Origin of the sequence: Hyalangium minutum, assembly GCF_000737315.1 — a bacterium.
GTDB lineage: Bacteria > Myxococcota > Myxococcia > Myxococcales > Myxococcaceae > Hyalangium > Hyalangium minutum.
On the sequence record NZ_JMCB01000013.1, the window covers coordinates 1 to 16,235 of the forward strand.

15 protein-coding genes and 1 pseudogene are annotated in these 16,235 nt (G+C 68.1%); 8 read left to right on the forward strand and 8 right to left on the reverse strand.

Going from position 1 to position 16,235, the window contains the following annotated elements; all coding sequences use genetic code 11:
• The 3 genes and pseudogenes from DB31_RS49745 to DB31_RS28860 all read left to right on the forward strand — a co-directional run.
• Positions 1–281 (forward strand): annotated as a pseudogene (locus DB31_RS49745) (hypothetical protein); the annotation flags it as partial.
• A 51-nt stretch (positions 282–332) separates the two neighbouring features.
• Positions 333–1,349: a trigger factor gene (locus DB31_RS28855; protein ID WP_044193433.1), complete on the forward strand. Its 1,017-nt coding sequence runs from the start codon at positions 333–335 to the stop codon at positions 1,347–1,349.
• A 127-nt stretch (positions 1,350–1,476) separates the two neighbouring features.
• Positions 1,477–2,280 carry a hypothetical protein gene (locus tag DB31_RS28860; RefSeq protein ID WP_052420331.1) on the forward strand — a complete coding sequence of 268 codons (804 nt, stop codon included), beginning with the start codon at positions 1,477–1,479 and terminating at the stop codon, positions 2,278–2,280.
• 10 nt (positions 2,281–2,290) lie between these two features.
• On the opposite strand, the gene DB31_RS28865 is transcribed toward DB31_RS28860, so the two are convergent.
• Entirely contained in the window at positions 2,291–2,797 is a 507-nt protein-coding gene (locus DB31_RS28865) for an acyl-CoA thioesterase (RefSeq protein WP_052420332.1), read from the reverse strand.
• A gap of 155 nt (positions 2,798–2,952) precedes the next feature.
• On the opposite strand from DB31_RS28865, the gene DB31_RS49145 reads away from it, so the two are divergent.
• Positions 2,953–3,396 carry a PAS domain-containing protein gene (locus tag DB31_RS49145; protein ID WP_052420333.1) on the forward strand — a complete coding sequence of 148 codons (444 nt, stop codon included), beginning with the start codon at positions 2,953–2,955 and terminating at the stop codon, positions 3,394–3,396.
• A gap of 31 nt (positions 3,397–3,427) precedes the next feature.
• Here the strand turns inward: DB31_RS49145 and DB31_RS28875 are convergent, their stop codons facing one another.
• From DB31_RS28875 to DB31_RS28885, 3 genes are read right to left on the reverse strand one after another with little or no spacing between them, the layout of a single operon-like run.
• A complete protein-coding gene (locus DB31_RS28875) occupies positions 3,428–4,207 on the reverse strand; it encodes a deoxynucleoside kinase (protein WP_044193436.1) in 780 nt (259 codons plus the stop codon).
• Between the two features lie 13 nt (positions 4,208–4,220).
• Positions 4,221–5,033 carry a glycerophosphodiester phosphodiesterase family protein gene (locus tag DB31_RS28880; protein WP_044193439.1) on the reverse strand — a complete coding sequence of 271 codons (813 nt, stop codon included), beginning with the start codon at positions 5,031–5,033 and terminating at the stop codon, positions 4,221–4,223.
• Positions 5,030–6,067 carry a zinc-binding dehydrogenase gene (locus DB31_RS28885; protein ID WP_044193442.1) on the reverse strand — a complete coding sequence of 346 codons (1,038 nt, stop codon included), beginning with the start codon at positions 6,065–6,067 and terminating at the stop codon, positions 5,030–5,032. The genes DB31_RS28880 and DB31_RS28885 overlap by 4 nt, the downstream gene beginning before the upstream one ends.
• Before the next feature lie 109 nt (positions 6,068–6,176).
• On the opposite strand from DB31_RS28885, the gene DB31_RS28890 reads away from it, so the two are divergent.
• The 3 genes from DB31_RS28890 to DB31_RS28900 all read left to right on the forward strand — a co-directional run bounded on the left by DB31_RS28890 (position 6,177) and on the right by DB31_RS28900 (position 10,966).
• Positions 6,177–7,274 carry a hypothetical protein gene (locus DB31_RS28890; protein ID WP_044193446.1) on the forward strand — a complete coding sequence of 366 codons (1,098 nt, stop codon included), beginning with the start codon at positions 6,177–6,179 and terminating at the stop codon, positions 7,272–7,274.
• A 172-nt stretch (positions 7,275–7,446) separates the two neighbouring features.
• Positions 7,447–10,005 carry a serine/threonine protein kinase gene (locus DB31_RS28895; protein WP_338034336.1) on the forward strand — a complete coding sequence of 853 codons (2,559 nt, stop codon included), beginning with the start codon at positions 7,447–7,449 and terminating at the stop codon, positions 10,003–10,005.
• Between the two features lie 157 nt (positions 10,006–10,162).
• On the forward strand, positions 10,163–10,966 hold the full coding sequence (locus DB31_RS28900; protein ID WP_044193454.1) for a hypothetical protein: 804 nt from the start codon (positions 10,163–10,165) through the stop codon (positions 10,964–10,966).
• Between the two features lie 20 nt (positions 10,967–10,986).
• On the opposite strand, the gene DB31_RS28905 is transcribed toward DB31_RS28900, so the two are convergent.
• Together DB31_RS28905 and DB31_RS28910 are read right to left on the reverse strand one after the other, a co-directional pair.
• Entirely contained in the window at positions 10,987–12,189 is a 1,203-nt protein-coding gene (locus tag DB31_RS28905) for a hypothetical protein (RefSeq protein WP_044193457.1), read from the reverse strand.
• 57 nt (positions 12,190–12,246) lie between these two features.
• A complete protein-coding gene (locus tag DB31_RS28910; protein WP_044193459.1) occupies positions 12,247–13,809 on the reverse strand; it encodes a hypothetical protein in 1,563 nt (520 codons plus the stop codon).
• A 141-nt stretch (positions 13,810–13,950) separates the two neighbouring features.
• Between DB31_RS28910 and DB31_RS28915 the strand changes: the two genes are divergently transcribed.
• On the forward strand, positions 13,951–14,322 hold the full coding sequence (locus DB31_RS28915; RefSeq protein WP_044193461.1) for a hypothetical protein: 372 nt from the start codon (positions 13,951–13,953) through the stop codon (positions 14,320–14,322).
• 44 nt (positions 14,323–14,366) lie between these two features.
• Here the strand turns inward: DB31_RS28915 and DB31_RS28920 are convergent, their stop codons facing one another.
• On the reverse strand, positions 14,367–14,975 hold the full coding sequence (locus DB31_RS28920; protein ID WP_044193463.1) for a hypothetical protein: 609 nt from the start codon (positions 14,973–14,975) through the stop codon (positions 14,367–14,369).
• 94 nt (positions 14,976–15,069) lie between these two features.
• Positions 15,070–15,999 (reverse strand): quinolinate synthase NadA, encoded by a 930-nt coding sequence (gene nadA / locus DB31_RS28925; RefSeq protein WP_052420334.1) that lies wholly within the window; start codon positions 15,997–15,999, stop codon positions 15,070–15,072.
• Between the last annotated feature and the right edge of the window lie 236 nt (positions 16,000–16,235).

Consider the following 16,235-nt stretch of genomic DNA (forward strand, 5'->3'; position numbering starts at 1 on the left):
CCGGCCGCTTCGCGCCGGGCCTGAACATCGGCATCGCGGCGCTGGACGCGGGCATCGCCGCGCGCACCTGGGCCGACCCCAAGTCGAGCACCGCCGCCAAGGTGACCTCCACCATCACGGCCGCTGGCTCGGCCGCCGCCGCCACCAACATCCCGATCGTCTCCCAGGTCGGCGCGGGCATCTCCGCGGTCTCCTCCATCACCGGCCTGGCCATCGAGAACGCCGGGAAGATCAAGGAGGGCTTCAACAAGCTGGGCGACAAGATCAAGAGCCTCTTCTAGTCCTCCCTGTCTCCACCCCTCCACTTCTCCAACCCCTCGAAAAGACTCGCCATGAACTCCTTCCACGTGACTGAGCTGGCCGGCCCGATGCAACTGCCGCAGGTGCAGGCGCCCTCCCTGGAGGGGCTGAGCGTCACCATCCCCGCCCAGGCGGGCTTCAGCGCCGAGGAGGTGCAGCAGCGGTTCCTGGAGGTGGCCCGGCCGCACGCCACCGAGCGCTACCGCTACCCGAGTGAGGGCACGGAGTGGATGGACGAGGTGCTGCTGAGCATCGCCGGGTACGTCCACGGCAAGCTGATCCCCTTCAGCGTCCGCAAGGAGGTGTGGCTGCCTCTGGAGCCCGAGCCGCTTCTGCCCGGGCTGTACGAGACGCTGGTGGGCCGCAAGCCCAACGAGACGGTGGTGGTGGATCTGGTGCTGCCGGAGACGTACTTGATGGAGTCGCTGCGCGGCGTCCAGGCCCGCTTCGTGGTCCACATCCACGCGGCGCGTCAGGTGAAGTACCCCGAGCTGGAGAGCCCGGCATTCCTCCAGGCCTTGGGCCGGGGCGCGACGCTCCAGGAGGCCATGCGCAGCATCCTCCAGCAGATGGAGCAGGAGCGGGTTCAGGATCTCGCGTACCAGGCCCGGCAGCGGGTGCTGGACGAGGTGGCCGCGCGGACCGAGGTGAAGATTCCCACCGGGCTGATCGACCAGGAGATCCAGCTGCGCTGGAATGCCAGTGAGGGCGTGACGGTGCGCGAGCTGGAGCTCTCCGTGCAGGACCAGACGGAGTCGCTGAACAACTGGCTGAAGGATCCGCTCACCCGGAGCCGGGTGGAGCAGCAGCTGCGGCTGGGGCTGGCCCTGGGCGCCATCTGCAAGCGGGACGGGCTCCAGCTCACCCCCGAGTACGTGGAGGGGATGCTGAAGGAGCAGGCCGCGGCCGCCGGGGTGTCGCTCGAGGCGCTGGCGCAGTCGCTGCGCGCCGAGCCCGAGAACCTGGCCCGCATCGACCAGACGGCGTGGCACCTGATGGCCGTCGAGCACGTCATGAGCCGGGCGCAGATCCACTTCGTCCCGGCCTGAGTGGCTGAAGTCCCGACCCGGTCCGCCCCCCTGGGAGCTTGGCACTGAATCTGCATTCTCCAGACAGCGGCGGGCCCGGGAGACCCCGGCAGCACCCCCCGCCGATTTCTCGCAAGGAGCATCCATCATGAACGGCGCACAGGCACAGCGGGACGGAGAGATGAACAGCACCCAGGCCGAGCAGATCCGCGCGATGCTGCGCGAGGCGCTGGTGGAGCGGGTGGCGGGCGGCCTGGAGGACGTGCTCGAGCGGCTGTCCGAGTTCCTGAAGAACCCGGGCCGTCTGGGCGCCGTGAACCTGTCGATGGTGCTCAGCGAGAGCTCCGTCACCTACGAGGTGTGGCAGGAGCCGAGCGCTGTCCCCGAGCGCCGCGCCCGCATGGCCCAGACGATGGGCGTCTCTCCGGAGGCGGATGACGCCACGCTGCTCCAGGCGGTGATGGCCCAGGTCCACCAGGCCTTCGTGGAGTTCCAGAACAGCCCCCGGGGCCGCGCGGCCCGGCAGCGCTACGAGGAGCTGCTCTCCGCCTGCGAGCGCTTGGATGTGCTGCCCATCATCCCCGCGCACGACACGGGCCCGATGGTGGCGGAGCTCGAGCGGGTGGGGTTGCCGGTGGACAAGGAGTTCACCTGCTCGTTGCTGGTGGACGCGCGCATCCTCTCGGTGGCGGTGAGCCCCGAGGAGTGCTCGGCCAGCCCGCTGATGATCGCCGGCCAGTCCGTGTCGCAGCTGGGCGCGCTTGTGGCCCACGTGCGCAGCCTCAACCCCCGGCTCACCAACCGTCAGGTGCGCAAGATCCTCCTGCGCGCCTCCACCACCGACGACAGGCAGCCGGTGCGCAAGAGCCTGGGGCAGTCCGAGATCGAGCGGGTGATCGAGTTCACCCGCCAGCTGCTGCGCTTCCAGGTCGTCGAGCTGCTGTTCGTCTGAGGCCGCCAGTTCACTCCTTCATGACGCGCAGCCAGTTCTGGGCTTCCTGGCGGCGCGAGATGCGCTGGGTGCGCCGCTCCTCGGCCTCGTGAGCAGCGAGGCGCTCCTCCTCGGTCTCCAGCTTCAGCGGAGGCACCTGAACCCGGCCCCGTTCCTGATTCAGAGCCACGAACGTCATCAGCGCGCTGGTGGTGAGCGAGCGCTCGCCGGTGAGCGGGTTCTCCGCGTGCACGGTGACGCCCACCTCCATGGAGGTGCGGAAGGCGGCCAGCACCCGCGCTCGCAGCTGGGCAATCCACCCCACGCGGATGGGCGAGTGGAAGTGCAGGTCATCGATGGAGGCCGTCACCACCACCTGCCTGCAGTGGCGCTGGGCGGCCACCGCTCCACAGATGTCGATCCACTCCATCACCTTGCCGCCGAACGCCGAGTTCAGGTTGTTGGCATCGGACGGGAGGATCAGCTGCGTCATCACCACTTCGGAGTCGCGCGCGCTCTTGGCCGCAGTGTGTTCCACGAGACAGCTCCTTCACTCGTTGTGCAAAAGGGGAGGGATGTGTCGGGCGGTCGATAGAGGACCCCCCTGTGGGTCCAGGTTTTCAGGGTCCCAGTTGCCCGAGCCACGTTTGCTCCTTATCAGTGGGGTTGCCGTTTTACCCCCGGAGGAACCCCGTGGCTGCTCTTCCTGCCGCTTCCCTGTCGTCGAGCGCTTTGGGCGTGAACGCCCAAGCCGATGATCTGCTCCGGCAGATTGACGAGCTGACAGCCGGGGACATGGACACGCTGCCGTTCGGGCTGATTCAGCTCGACCGCACCGGCCGCATCCTCAAGTTCAACCAGACCGAAGCGAACCTGGCGCGGATCAACCGCGACCGGCAGCTCGGCAAGAACTTCTTCGACGAAGTGGCTCCGTGCACGAAGGTGAAGGAGTTCTACGGCCGCTTCCTGCAGGGCCTGCGCGAGCGCTCGCTCTACGAGACGTTCGGCTTCGTCTTCAAGTTCGACCACGGCTGGCGCAACGTGGCCATCACCCTGTTCTACAGCGAGAAGACGGACTCGGTGTGGGTGCTCATCTCGCAGACGTCGGTGACGCCGCCGCCCAAGGCCCAGCGCTGAGCGCCGGGCGGCCGCTCCGAGGCGTGCAACCTCAGGCGAGGAAGGTGGAGACGCGATCGAGGAACTCTTCGCGTCCCTTCCCGCGCCGGATGTCCTGGGTGGACACGTCGATGGAGAGGCAGTCCACGCCGTACTTCTCCTGCAGCACGTGGGGGAACGAGGTGTAGTAGCCGTTGAGCCCGAGCAGAAACTGGCTCTGGATGCCGCGCTCCTCCTGGCGGCCGCGCGTGCGGATGCGGTCGAGCAGCACCTCCACCGAGCCCACCGAGAAGCAGATGACCTTGTCGGGCGGGGTGATGTTGCGGGACAGGCGCTGGAAGTACTCGTAATAGAGGTCCAGCTCCTTGTTCGTCATGTGCCCCAGGCCGTGGAGGTACTTGGCGAAGATCTCCGGATCCTCGTAGAGGGTGCGGTCCTGCACGCAGCTCTTCTTCACCGAGTGGATCAGCTCGTGGTGCTCCACGCGGCGGATGAGGAACTCCAGCTGGAGGGTGAAGCTCCAGCGGCGCATGTCCGCGTAGTAGTCCTTGAGGAACCGGTTATCGATGACGGGCTCGTCGAAGAGCTCGAAGCCGAAGTTCTGGCTGATCAGCTTGGCCGCCGTGGTCTTCCCTGCGCCGATGTTGCCGGCCAGGGCTACGAAGCGCTTGGCCTTGGGCAGGCGGGCGCGCAGGGCGTTGCGGGCCTTGGGCTCGGGAGCGGAGGCCTCCTCGGGCGCGGGAGCAGGAGCGGGCTTCGCGGCCGGGGGAGCGGCGACTTCAGGAGAGGCGGAGGCGGGCGTGGGGCGCTTGCGCGAGACGTTGCGAGGCATGGGCTCCAGGTGGTTACGGCGCGGGTGAAGAGGCGTCGAGGATCTGGCGCAGCAGATCCGGACGGTCCGTCATGATACCTCCAACGCCCTCGGACACGAGGCGGCGCATCTCTTCCGGATCATCCACGGTCCAGACGTTCACCCACTTGCCGTGGCGCGTCGTGGTGCGGAGGAACTCCTCGTCCACCAGGCGCACCTCTCCGAAATACAGAGGCATGTCGAGCACGGTGTAGCGCGGATCCTCGGGAGGCGCCTCGCCCGAGCGGATGGCCAGGACGATCGCCGTCAGGGCATCCCGAGGGTAGAAGTGGCAGGCGTCCGGCATGCGAGCCACCAGGCGCTCGCCTACCTCATCCAGCTCGCTTCCCATGCAGACGCGGTCCAGCGCGTGCTCCTGGCGGAGCACCTCGTAGAGCACCTCCTCGGTGCCCGGGGTGTCTGGCTTCATCTCCAGGTTGATGGGCAGACCCGGAAAGGCGCGGAGGACCTCGGAGAGGGTGGGGATGTGCACGCCCTGGCCTCGGAAGGGGAAGGTGCGCCCGCCGTCCGGGGTGAAGCGGTAGCCGGCATCCACGCGGCGCAGCTCGGAGAAGGAGCGGGCGGAGATGGGGCCCTGGGCGTCGGTGCAGCGATCGAGCAGGGCATCGTGGGCGACGACCACCTCGCCATCGCGTGTGAGGTGGACGTCGAGCTCCAGCATCTGAGTGCGGTAGCGCTCCACGGCCATGCGGAAGGCGGGGAGGGTGTTCTCCGGAGCCAGCAGGGCGCCGCCGCGGTGGGAGATATGGAGGGTGGGCTTGAGCCCTCGGAAGAAGGGGAGGTTCACAGGGGCGAGGGGAGCAGGACGACGTTGCCGAAGTGGTTCCGGTTCTGGAGCAGCTGCTGGGCCTGGGCCGCTTCCTCCAGCGGCAGCGTGCGGTCCAGCACCGGCTTGAGGCGGCCCTCCTCCACCAGTTGGAGGATGCGGAACAGGTCGCCCTTGCTGCCCATGGTCGAGCCCAGCAGGGAGATGCGCTTGTAGAAGAGCACCCGGAGATCGATCTTCACCTCATGGCCCGCCGTCGCCCCGCAGGTGACGAGCCGCCCGCCGTAGGGCAGGCACGCCACGCTCTTCTCGAAGGTGGAGGCGCCCACGTGCTCGAAGACGACGTCCACCATGCGGCGCTCGGTGATCCGCTTCACCTCCGCCAGGAAGTCCTTCTCCGCGTAGTTGATGACGTGGTCCGCCCCGAGCGCCTGGGCTCGCTTCAGCTTCTCCTCGGTCGAGGCGGTGGCGATGACCTTGGCGCCCAGCAGCTTGCAGATCTGCACCGCCGCGCTGCCCACGCCCGAGCCTGCGGCCTGTACCAGCACCGTCTCGCCCGGCTTCACGTCGGCGCGGCGCACCAGCATCGTCCACGCGGTGAGGAACGTGAGGGGCAGGCAGGCGGCCTCGGGGAAGGAGAGCTTCGAGGGCTTGGGCAGGATGTTCTGCCGGGGCACGGAGACGAACTCCGCGTACCCGCCGCGCGTGTGCTCTCCAATGATCCGATACTTGGGACACAGGTTGTCGTCCCCCTTGAGGCACGCAGCGCACGCGCCACAGGACAGGCCCGGGTTCACGAGCACTTCGGTGCCCGGTGACAGATCCGTCACCTCCGGCCCCACCTTCTCGACGACTCCGGCAATGTCGCTGCCGAGGATGTGCGGCATCTCCAGTTTGAGCCCCGGCCACCCCTGGCGGACCCAGAGGTCCAGGTGGTTGAGCGCCACGGCCTTGACTCGCACCAACACGTCTCGTGCGCCCACGGTGGGGTCCTGAAACTCCGTCAGTTTCAGGACCCGCTCATCCCCGTGCTCATGGAACACGACCGCCTTCATGTGACGTCCCTCCGGATGGCCCACGGGGAGGTGATGGCGTATAAGCCCCCGTATCGAGGCGCCGGACTCTATGGAGCGCCATGTCGGGAAATCCATAGGAGAAAACGAGATGTCTCTCCGCAAGACGCTGGGGGCAGCGGTCCTGGCGGCGGTGGCCACCATCGGGTGTTCGGGCCTCGATGATCTCATCCCGGACGCGGGACCGGACAACGGCTGCACGGGCGCCTGCAACCCGAGCGATGGGGGCTCCACGCTGCCGGATGGCGGCACGCGGATCTGCCCAGCGCCAGACAGTCAGGGCCGGGGCCCCGTGGGCATCGTCCGGAATACGTACACGCAGGGCCAGCCGGTGACGCTGGAGCACGTGGTCGTCACGGCGGTGGATGATCTCCACCGCGGCGCCCAGGGCGACTCCATCGCCCAGTTCTGGGTCGTGGATCCGTGCTTCCGCCGGGAGGGCATCTGGATCGACAAGAACGACGCGGACACGCCCACGACGTATGTGCCGCAGCTCGGGGATGAGCTGACGATTCAGGGCCTCTTCCGGCACATCAACCGCACCGCCTCGGACATCAGCCCTTCCTCCACCAACACGCAGGTGAAGACCCGCTCCGCGTACCGCCCCACGGTCAAGAACAACGACCAGCTCCCGGGCGTCAGCGGCACCCTCTCCATCACCAAGACGGGCACTGTCCCGGTGCCGCAGGACCTCACGGTGCCTACCACCTTTGGCAACGCCCATGGCGGTGCGGCCAAGCCCAACGCCAACTATGGCGGTGCCCGTGTCCACATCCCCGGCCCCATCACCATCACCAACCCCGATCCCCTGGCCCTCACGCAGCGCCCGGACCTGCCGGAGAACGGCACCTCCCTGGGCTTCGAGGTGACAGGCGGTGTCTTGGTCAGCAACGACAAGACGTTCGGCGTGACGTTCGACGGCGGCACTCCCCGCTGTGACTGGCGCGCGCTCGTCAAGGATGGCGGCTCGGTCAACTTCCCCAATGGCATCCGAGGTGTGTGGGATACGTACAGCTATGTACCCTGCGCGGACGGCGGCTTCACCTCCGCCGACGGGGGCACCTTCTCCAGTTGCACCTTCTCCTACCGGGACGCTGGGTACGTGCCAGGCACCAGCAACGACTACACCTACATCCTCTACCCACAGGATTGTGCCACGGACTTGCCGGGGGTCGCTGGCTCGCCCTGATCGGCCAGCCTACCCCTTGCGGTAGAGCCTCCACCCATCGCGTTTTTGCGGGTAAGCTCTGGAAACCTCGGGCCTGTTCAGCCCGAGCCACCCTTTTCTGATCCATCCACGGCGGACGCCCATTTCCTCCACCTCCCCCCAAACCGCCATCCCGTTTGGCAAATACGTCCTCATCAAGCGGCTCGCGGTGGGAGGCATGGCGGAGCTTTTCCTCGCACAAGAGCCGCCCAGCCCTGAGCTGGTGGTGCTCAAGCGCATCCTCCCGTACCTGTCGGAGGAGCCGGAGTTCGTCCAGATGTTCCTGGACGAGGCCCGCATCGCCGCCCAGCTGCACCACCCGAACATCGTGCAGGTGTACGAGCTGGGGAAGCTCGACAACACCATCTTCATCGCGATGGAGTTCGTCGAGGGTGTGGACCTGCGCCGGGTGGTGCAGGAGGAGAACAAGTTCGGCGCCACCGTGCCCTACGGGGTCGCCGCCGCCATCTGCGCCCAGGTGGCTCAAGGGCTGGACTATGCGCACTTCTCCAAGGGCGTGGACGGCATTCCGCTCGAGCTGATCCACCGCGACGTCAGCCCGCAGAACGTGATGATCGCCTACGATGGGCGGGTCAAGATCGTCGACTTCGGCATCGCCAAGGCGGGCACCTACGTCAACCGCAGCAAGCCCGGCGTCATCAAGGGCAAGTTCCTCTACCTGGCCCCGGAGCAGGTGGCGCAGGAGAAGCTGGATCACCGGACCGACATCTTCGCGCTCGGCACGATGATGTACGAGATCACCACGGGGAAGAGCCCGTTCGCCAAGCCCACGACGGAAGGCATCCTCTACGCCATCCGCTCCGAGGATCCGTCTCCGCCGCACCTGCTCAAGGACGACTATCCCACCGAGCTGTCGCGCATCATCATGCGCTGCCTGGTGAAGGACCGGAACCAGCGCTACCAGCGCGCCTCCGAGGTGCAGCGAGACCTGGAGGCGTTCCTCGCCTCCGGGGTGATCAAGCAGAGCACGGACATCTCCGACTACATCGCGCGGCTCATGGGCGAGGAAGAGGAGCGCACGGTGCTCCACATCCCTGTCGCCTCCGCCGCGAAGAAGGATGCCACCCGGGCCATGGCTCCTGGGCTCACCGCGCGTCCGGGCCGTCGCATCACCGGAGAGGGCGTGCCCGCGCCGCCGAGCTTCGACAACGAGCCGGAGCCGCCCACGCAGATGGCCCGGCCCCGGGAGATCCTGGCGCAGAAGCCGCCGGTGGACGACACGCTGGACGAGTCCATTGAGGCCGAGGTCAGCGAGCTGGGCGATACGGCCGAACCGACAGGAAATCAGCCCGCGGAGTTCGATGACGAGGAAGAGATGAGCACCGCCATCGGCACGGTGCCGGTGGGCTTCGTGCCGCCTCCGCTCGAGCCCGGCGAGTCCACGGTGCAGGAGCGCAAGAGCGGGCGCACCTCCTCTTCGAAGGGGACCGTCGTTTCCCGGCGCCCCACACCTCCCGTCGAGCGGGACACGGAGCCTCGCGCCCGCCGCCCGGTGTCCTCGCCCTCGCGCCCCAAGCTCGCGGATGCCGAGGTGGATCCGTCCAATCCGTCCATCTCCCTGACCCAGCCGACGGGCACTGGGGGATTGTTCGAGGACGAAGGCGAGGAGCAGGAAGAGTTGGGAGAGGTAGAGGCGCCCGACACCGATGAGCGCGGCGCCGAGTCCATCTCCGTCACGCCGCCTGCGACGGGGCATCGCCGGCGCGTGGCCGAGGCCGCCTCGCAGCCGCCCGTGTCCTCCACCACGGGCCAGCGGCGGCGCGTGCTGGATGAGCCCTCGTCCGCCTCGCTGTCGGAGCCCACGGTGAACCAGCGGAACTCCCGGCAGCGGCAGGTGCTGCGCCAGGAGGAGGAGGAGCCCGCGAACACCGAGTCGGGCTTGTCCGAGATGGATGACGACTCCTATCCCACGGAGGGCATCCGGTCCGAGCCCGAGGATGACGAGTCCACCGCGGGCTATGACCAGGAGCTCGAAGAGCGCGCGCCGCAGAGCCGCTGGCTCTGGGTGGCCGTCGTCGTCGCCGTGGCGCTGGTGATCGGCGGGCTGGGGATCTTCTGGGCGCTGCGCCCGTTCGCCGAGGGGACAGGTGAGTCCAACGGACCGCCCCCTCCGCAGCCCGTCCTGGGGGCAGGTGCAGTGGCGCCCACGAAGCAGCCCGCACCTCCCTCGGAGGCGAACCCGGCCACCCCCACGGAAGGCACGCCCACGGAGACCGAGCCTCCCGCTGGCTCCGAGGCTGTCGCTGCGGCGCAGGACCCCGCGCAAACGGATCAGGGGCAGACGGATCCGGCGGGCACCTCTGCGGCGGGCGAACAGGACAACCCGGCGGGTGGGGCCTTGGCCGCTGCGGACACCGAGGGGAAGACTCCGGAGGAGGCCTCCTCGGCCAACCCAGGAACGGGCGAGAACCCGCTGGGAACCTCCAGCACGAAGACGGGCGGTGGTGAGACCAAGGTGAAGCCCACCGGACCGCTCGCGGAGGTGAAGTTCAAGACCAACTTCGCGCTGATCAAGGTCAACGACAAGAAGGTGGAGCCTAATAAGGTCCTGACTTATCCCGCGGGCCGTATCGAGCTCGCCTGGTGGTGCCCTCCCAAGAAGAAGCGCGAGGGCAGCACTGTCAAGGTTCTCAAGGCCGGGCAACGCTCGCCCCAGGTCATCGAGATCCGCTGCAAGAAAAACTACAGATAACAAGGACTTAGCGCCATAGGCGCTGCTTTGCTCCAGTACCGGACAAGTGGGCAGGGGTACGGCTGAGTGTCCCTAAGTCGTTGGATTTCCTAGGATTTCTGCTCCTTCCCTCCGTTTACACGGTGTCAGACCGGCTCTTAGAATCCCGCGCTGACCCATGGCTCGCTCGACGAAGCAGAAAACCGTAGTCACCAAGCGGAGTTACCCCGTTGCGCGGCTCGCGCGGCAGCAACCCGTGGCGCCCGAGCCCAACCGTCTGCTGAAGGTCTGGCGCCGCGTGCTGGAGCGGCGCCTGCGCACGCGGTTGCGCGCGAAGGTCTCCATCGACATCCACGACAACACGCACACGATGCTCACGTTCCAGCGGCATCGCGCGCGCTTCCGGCTCCGGCTGCACCACATGTTCCTGGCCGCGCCGGATGACGTGATCCAAGCCCTGGCGGACTTCGTGCGCCACGGGGATGCGGAGGCCAGCATCCGGCTGGACAAGTTCATCGAGCGCAACAAGGCGTATATCCGCCGGTTGTCGCCCGAGAAGATGCGCAAGCGCCTCCGGTTGGATCCGGTGGGGCGGCACCATGACCTGGGGCGCATCTTCGACCGGCTCAACGAGCGCTACTTCCAGAGTCGGATCAGCGCGGCCATCACCTATGGCCCGGCGCCTCGGGTGAAGGGGCCTCGCAAGAGCATCAAGATGGGCTCGTACTCGGCGGACTCGCGGGTGATCCGGATCCACCCGGCGCTGGATCAGCCGGTGGTGCCCCGGTACTTCGTCGAGTGGATCGTCTTCCACGAGATGCTGCACCACGTGTACCGCGCGAAGCGGGGCGACGATGGCCGGCGGTGCGTGCACCCGCCCGAGTTCCTCGACCACGAGCGGCGCTTCCACGACTTCAAGCGCGCCCAGGCGTGGGAGGACGACAACCTGGATCTGCTGCTGCGCGCCCGCGTCGACGGGTGACGCGGGGCGCCAGGCGCGGCTCACGGGAGGATGAGGCCTCCCGGGCTGCGCCGCTCCGTGGAGGAGGGAGCAGGCGAGGCGGGCGTGGGTGAGGTGCCCCCGCGCGCGGCCTCGGCGGCCGGGCTCAAGAGCTCTCCAAGCCGGATGATCTTCTCGAAGAGGGTCTCGGCGAACCGTGAGAAGGGCTCCTCGGGCCCGTGGAAGAGGCGGCGGGCCTCGGAGCGTGCGACGCGGGCAGCGGAGGCTCGGTCCGTGCGCTCGAAGAACTTCGCCATCCACCACAGGCGCAGCCCGTAGCGCTTGCGCTGCTCCGGGGTGAAGTAGGCGCGAGCCAGGGCTCGCACGGCCTGGAGCGTCTGCTCCTCACGTTGGGCCGGGGTGAGCGCCAGGGGGCTGTTAGCGATCTCCTCGGCCTTCTGCACCACCTTCCGCATCTCTGGTTCGGGAGGCAGCCAGGCTTCGATCTCCATCGTCTCGTGGAGGGTGTGGCCTTCCATGACGCCCTTCACGTCCTCGGGCTCGGGCGGAGGGACAGTGAACTCGGCGGTTGCGGGCTGGACACCGTGGTGCCGCAGGGTCGGCTCCAGATCCTGGGGGAAGGGGGTCCGCGTGCGCAGGTTGAGCCCGGCGGCCTCGGAGAGCTGGGCTGCGGCCTCCTCGCGGGGCACCTCGATCGCATAGTGGGCCTCGGTCGCCTCCTTGAGGCGCTTGCGGTAGCTGCTCCGGGTCGCCTCCGTGAGGGTGAGCTCCAGCACGCCCAGCTCGTCCGTGAAGACGACCTGGGCTGCCTCCAGGCCTCCGCCCCGCAGGGGCCGGACGAGGATCAGCCCTCGCTTGCCGTCCGTGGTGATGCTGGTGGCGAGGCAGGGCCAGGCCTCGGGCTCCGGGACGCGGACGGGCTCGGGCTCGGGGCGGGGGGCCTCGGCTACCGCGACGCCTCGGGAGCGCAGGCGGTAGAGCGCCTTCTTGGCGGCCTTGGCCAGCAGCTTGACGCTCGAGCGGGAGAGGGCCTCCGGGAGCGCAGTGCTGCCGGCGAGCACAGCACCCTCGAGGATGGCCTCGGCCAGTGCGGGAGGCAGGGCCTCGACGGCGGCGGAGGTGGCGGCGGCCGCGTCCTTCGCGAGGGTGCGGGCCTGCTCCACGGCTTCCGGGGCGAACTCAGGGAGCGGCGCGCCGGAGCGGAGCGCGTCGAGCAGGGGACGGGGCTCATGAGGATGGGGCATGGGCGCCACTTCATACTGCACCCCACAAGAGAGGTGGGGACTGGCCTTCGTGAAGTGTCAGCGGCGCCGCACGAGCCAGCTGTTGCCCGTGTGCGCCACCACCGCCAGCTCCGTCTCGAGCCGGGCGCCGAAGATGCGCGCGGGGTGGGCGCCTCTCACGAGGAAGTGATCGTAGAAGCCGCCCATGGAGGCGTAGTCGAAGTCCTGGGGCCGCCATTCGGAGGGGAAGGTGGGCGGCACGGGGCCCACGTAGCGCAAGGGCGAGTGGGGCGTCAGCGCGAAGCTGAAGTTCGTGACGCCGCCTCGCGCCCGCGCCAGCACCGCCGCGCTGTGCAGGAACACCGGGAAGCGCACCACGTCCGAGTGGAAGTCGTAGATGAGCCCCATCACCCGGGGCTTGGGCGCCGTGGCCGCCACGAGCTGTTTCCACTCGGAGGCCTCGCGCGAGAAGGCACGGAAGCCTCGGCCGAGCACGAGGCACAGCAGCACGGCGCTCGCGGCGCTCGCCCACAGCAGCAGGCGCCCGTGGCTCGGGCGCGTCACGGGCACGCTGGCGACGAGGAGCGCCGCGGCGAGGTGCGCGTAGCGCGTGTTCAGATAATAGATGTAGCCGCGGATATCGAAGGGCAGCAGGAAGAACAGCGCGAGCGCGATCACCCCCAGCCCGAGCATGCGGAAGCGCGCCACGGGCCCCTCGGGGCGAGGCCCTCCGAGCGCGAGCCCCAGCACCAGTCCCACCACCGCCACGCCGCCCACCGCATAGAGCGGCCACCGATCCGAGCCGTCATGGAACAGATTGGCGAGCACGGAGAGGAACTCGGCCCGGTTCTGCTCGAAGGACTTGTAGGCGAGGTTCTCCGGAGACAGGAGCGGTCCCCAGGCCTTCCACGGCTGGCCCGGCGCAATCTCCGCGGGCTGCCCGAGCCGCAGCGCCACCCACCCGAGGAACAGCAGGACGCCGGGAAGCACGCCCGCGAGCGCGGCGAGCCGAGGCTTCACCCGAGCACGGAAGCCCCGCGTGTCCCGGTCCTCGGGCACGGGCGTGGTGAAGAGCAGCCACGGCAGCCCCAGCGCAAGGAAGAAGAAGGCCTGCACGTGGAAGAGGAGCACGGCCACGAGGCACGCGGCCAACCCCGCTGCCCACGCGCGCCGCCGAGGAACCTCCGTGAGCGTGCGCACGAAGAGCCCGCAGCACAGGAACGCGAGCGGCAGGGACGCGCAGTAGTTCACGAAGCCCCAGGCGAAGCTGTCGCCATAGGCGAACGGCAGCGCGAGCAGCGAGGGCCACGTGGGACGGCCCAGCGCCCGCAGCAGGAACGCGAGGGACAGCGAGAGTCCCGCCACGTACGCGCTGAGAAAGAGCCGGTTGGCCACCTCCAGCGGCAGCAGCCAGTTCAGCGCGCTCACCAGGTAGTAGTAGCCCAGGTACGGCGTGAGCGCGTTCCGCGCGGCGAAGAACTCCGGGTAGAGCGTCGTCGGATCATCCAGCCGGTGCAGCACCGAGATCAGATGCAGGTGCTGCGGCAAGTCCACCATGGGCAGGGCGCTCGCCACCCACAGCGGCGCCACGCCCAGCAGCAGGGCCACGGCATACAGGGCGCGATCGGTTCGCTCAGGCACAGGGCGGGGCTTTGCTAGGAGGTGGGCAGAAGTGTGATAACATGCTTGGCAAGAAATGAGGCGCTGGGGTATAGGCGCTCGCGTCTCGGGTGTTCAGGTTGTAGAGGGCTGTTGCAGGGTATTGCCCGAAGGAGGAAGCAGATGAAGCGCATCGGACTGACGACGGTAGCTGCCCTGAGCCTTGCGGGCGGTCTGCTGCTGGTGCCGAGCGTGGGGCATGCCTGCGAGGGCCATCGGAAGGCGGCCACGACGCAGACGGCCACGCCCACCGAGAAGAAGGAGAGCGCCCCTCAGGCTCGCCCCGCTCAGAGCCCGCTCCAGGAGGTGGACGAGCTCCTGTCGGCGAAGTGCCAGTGCGGCAGCAAGGCCGACTGCACCTGCAAGAAGGGCCAGTGCGAGTGCTCCAAGTGCAAGCACGGCGTCCGCCAGGTGATGGATGCCCTGCGCGAGCAGACGCCCGCGCTCAAGCTGGACAACGCGCGCTACGACGCGTCCGCAGGCGTCTTCATCTGAAGCAGACGCGGTAAGCCCGCGGCGGTGAGACCGCCCGCGGGTGCCTACTCCCGCGCAGGCTCCTTGCCGCGCGCGGAGGCGTCGCCGCCCTGGGACACCAGGACGGGCCAACCCCGAGCCATCGCCTCGCGGAAGAACGTGGCCAGCTCCCGGCGGCACTGGTTCACCGTCCCGAGGAACGGATCAATCAGCGCCTCCTCGCCGAGGCTGCGCGTGGGGTTGAGCTCCACCGGCGTGCCGCACCGCTCGCAGAGGATGGACACCGTCCGCACCAGCGCCACCGGCACGGCGTAGCGCGCGTTGCACTCGCCGCACTTCCACACCAGCGCGCGCTCACCGGCCTCCATGCGCGCGAGCCCCTCCAGCTCATCCGCCAGGCGCAGCAGCGCCGGCAGATCTCCCGGAGGCTGGGCGAACACCGCCGAGGGGCCAAAGCCCACGCCAGGCGAGCCTAGCTTCGGCGGCCGGTCGCTCTGGAGCAGCGAGCGGAGCCGGTCCCGGGCTCGCGCATCGCGGAACTCGGCGCCCGCGAGCGCGCGCTCGACAGCCTCATGGATGGGCGGGAGGTCCGGCTCGAGACGATCTTCATCCGGCTGAGTGCGAGGGTGGTCAACGACGCGATGGCTGGGGAGTGCAAGGAATCGGAAGCCCACGGCGTCTCCATCGCACCCCCGCCTCTCGCGTGCAAGCCGGGAGTTGGGATTTCCTGTGTTGGAGAACACGGAGGGCCCGCGTCGACGCCACGCGTCAGGACCACTCCAGCATGCGTTCCAGCGGCGCACGCGCAGCCGCCTGCAGATCCGCCGGGAGGATGAGCTCCGGTGTCCGATCCCTCATGCAGCGGTAGAGCTTCTCCATCGTGTTGAGCCGCATGTACGGGCACTCATTGCAGGCGCAGCCGTTATCCGGCGGCGCGGGGATGTACGTCTTGCCCGGCGCTTTGAGCTGCATCTGGTGGATGATGCCCGCCTCCGTCACCACGATGAACTTCTGCTTCGGGCTGGCCACCACGTAGTCGAGGATGCCCTTGGTCGAGCCGATGAAGTCCGCGTGGCGCAGCACCGCCTGCTCGCACTCCGGGTGGGCAACCACCTCGGCGTCCGGGTGCTCGACCTTCAGCTGCACGAGCTTCTTCTCGCTGAAGATCTCATGGACGATGCAGCTGCCCGGCCAGAGCACCATGTCCCTGCCTGTCTGCTTCATCACATGGCGGCCGAGGTGTTGATCCGGCGCGAAGAGGATCTGCCGATCCTTTGGCGCGCGGTTGACGATCTTTACCGCGTTGGAGGACGTGCAGATCACGTCGCTCATGGCCTTCACCGCCGCCGAGCTGTTCACGTAGCTCACCACGAAGGCGTCCTGGTGCTTCTCCTTGAACGCCTTGAAGGCCGCGGGCGGGCAGCGGTCGGAGAGCGAGCAGCCAGCCTTGAGGTCCGGCAGCAGCACCTGCTTCGTCGGATTCAGAATCTTCGCCGTCTCCGCCATGAAGTGGACACCGCAGAAGACGATGACATCCGCCTGCGTCTTCGCCGCCGCCTGCGCCAGCGCGAGGCTGTCACCCACGAAGTCCGCTACATCCTGTATTTCACTCTCCTGGTAATAGTGCGCCAGGATGACAGCGTTGAGTGAGCGCTTGAGCTCCTGAATCTTCGCCTCGAAATCCGTATCGCCGCCCATCGAATCTCCTCTGACGTTCATTTAATCGAACGGTGGAAGCGCGGCCAACCTCCGTAAGCGTGGCTCTCCCTGATCAAGCTCGACGCCCGGGTGAATCCGGAAGGCATGCCTTGTACGCGAGACGTATCAACTTCGTTCATTGGCACCCATGAATGGCACCCAATGGTGCAACTTTTCTTCACGGGGGAAAGCGGCTACCTTGCCGCGTCGCTGACTTTGTTCCCTGGCCCGCTCCC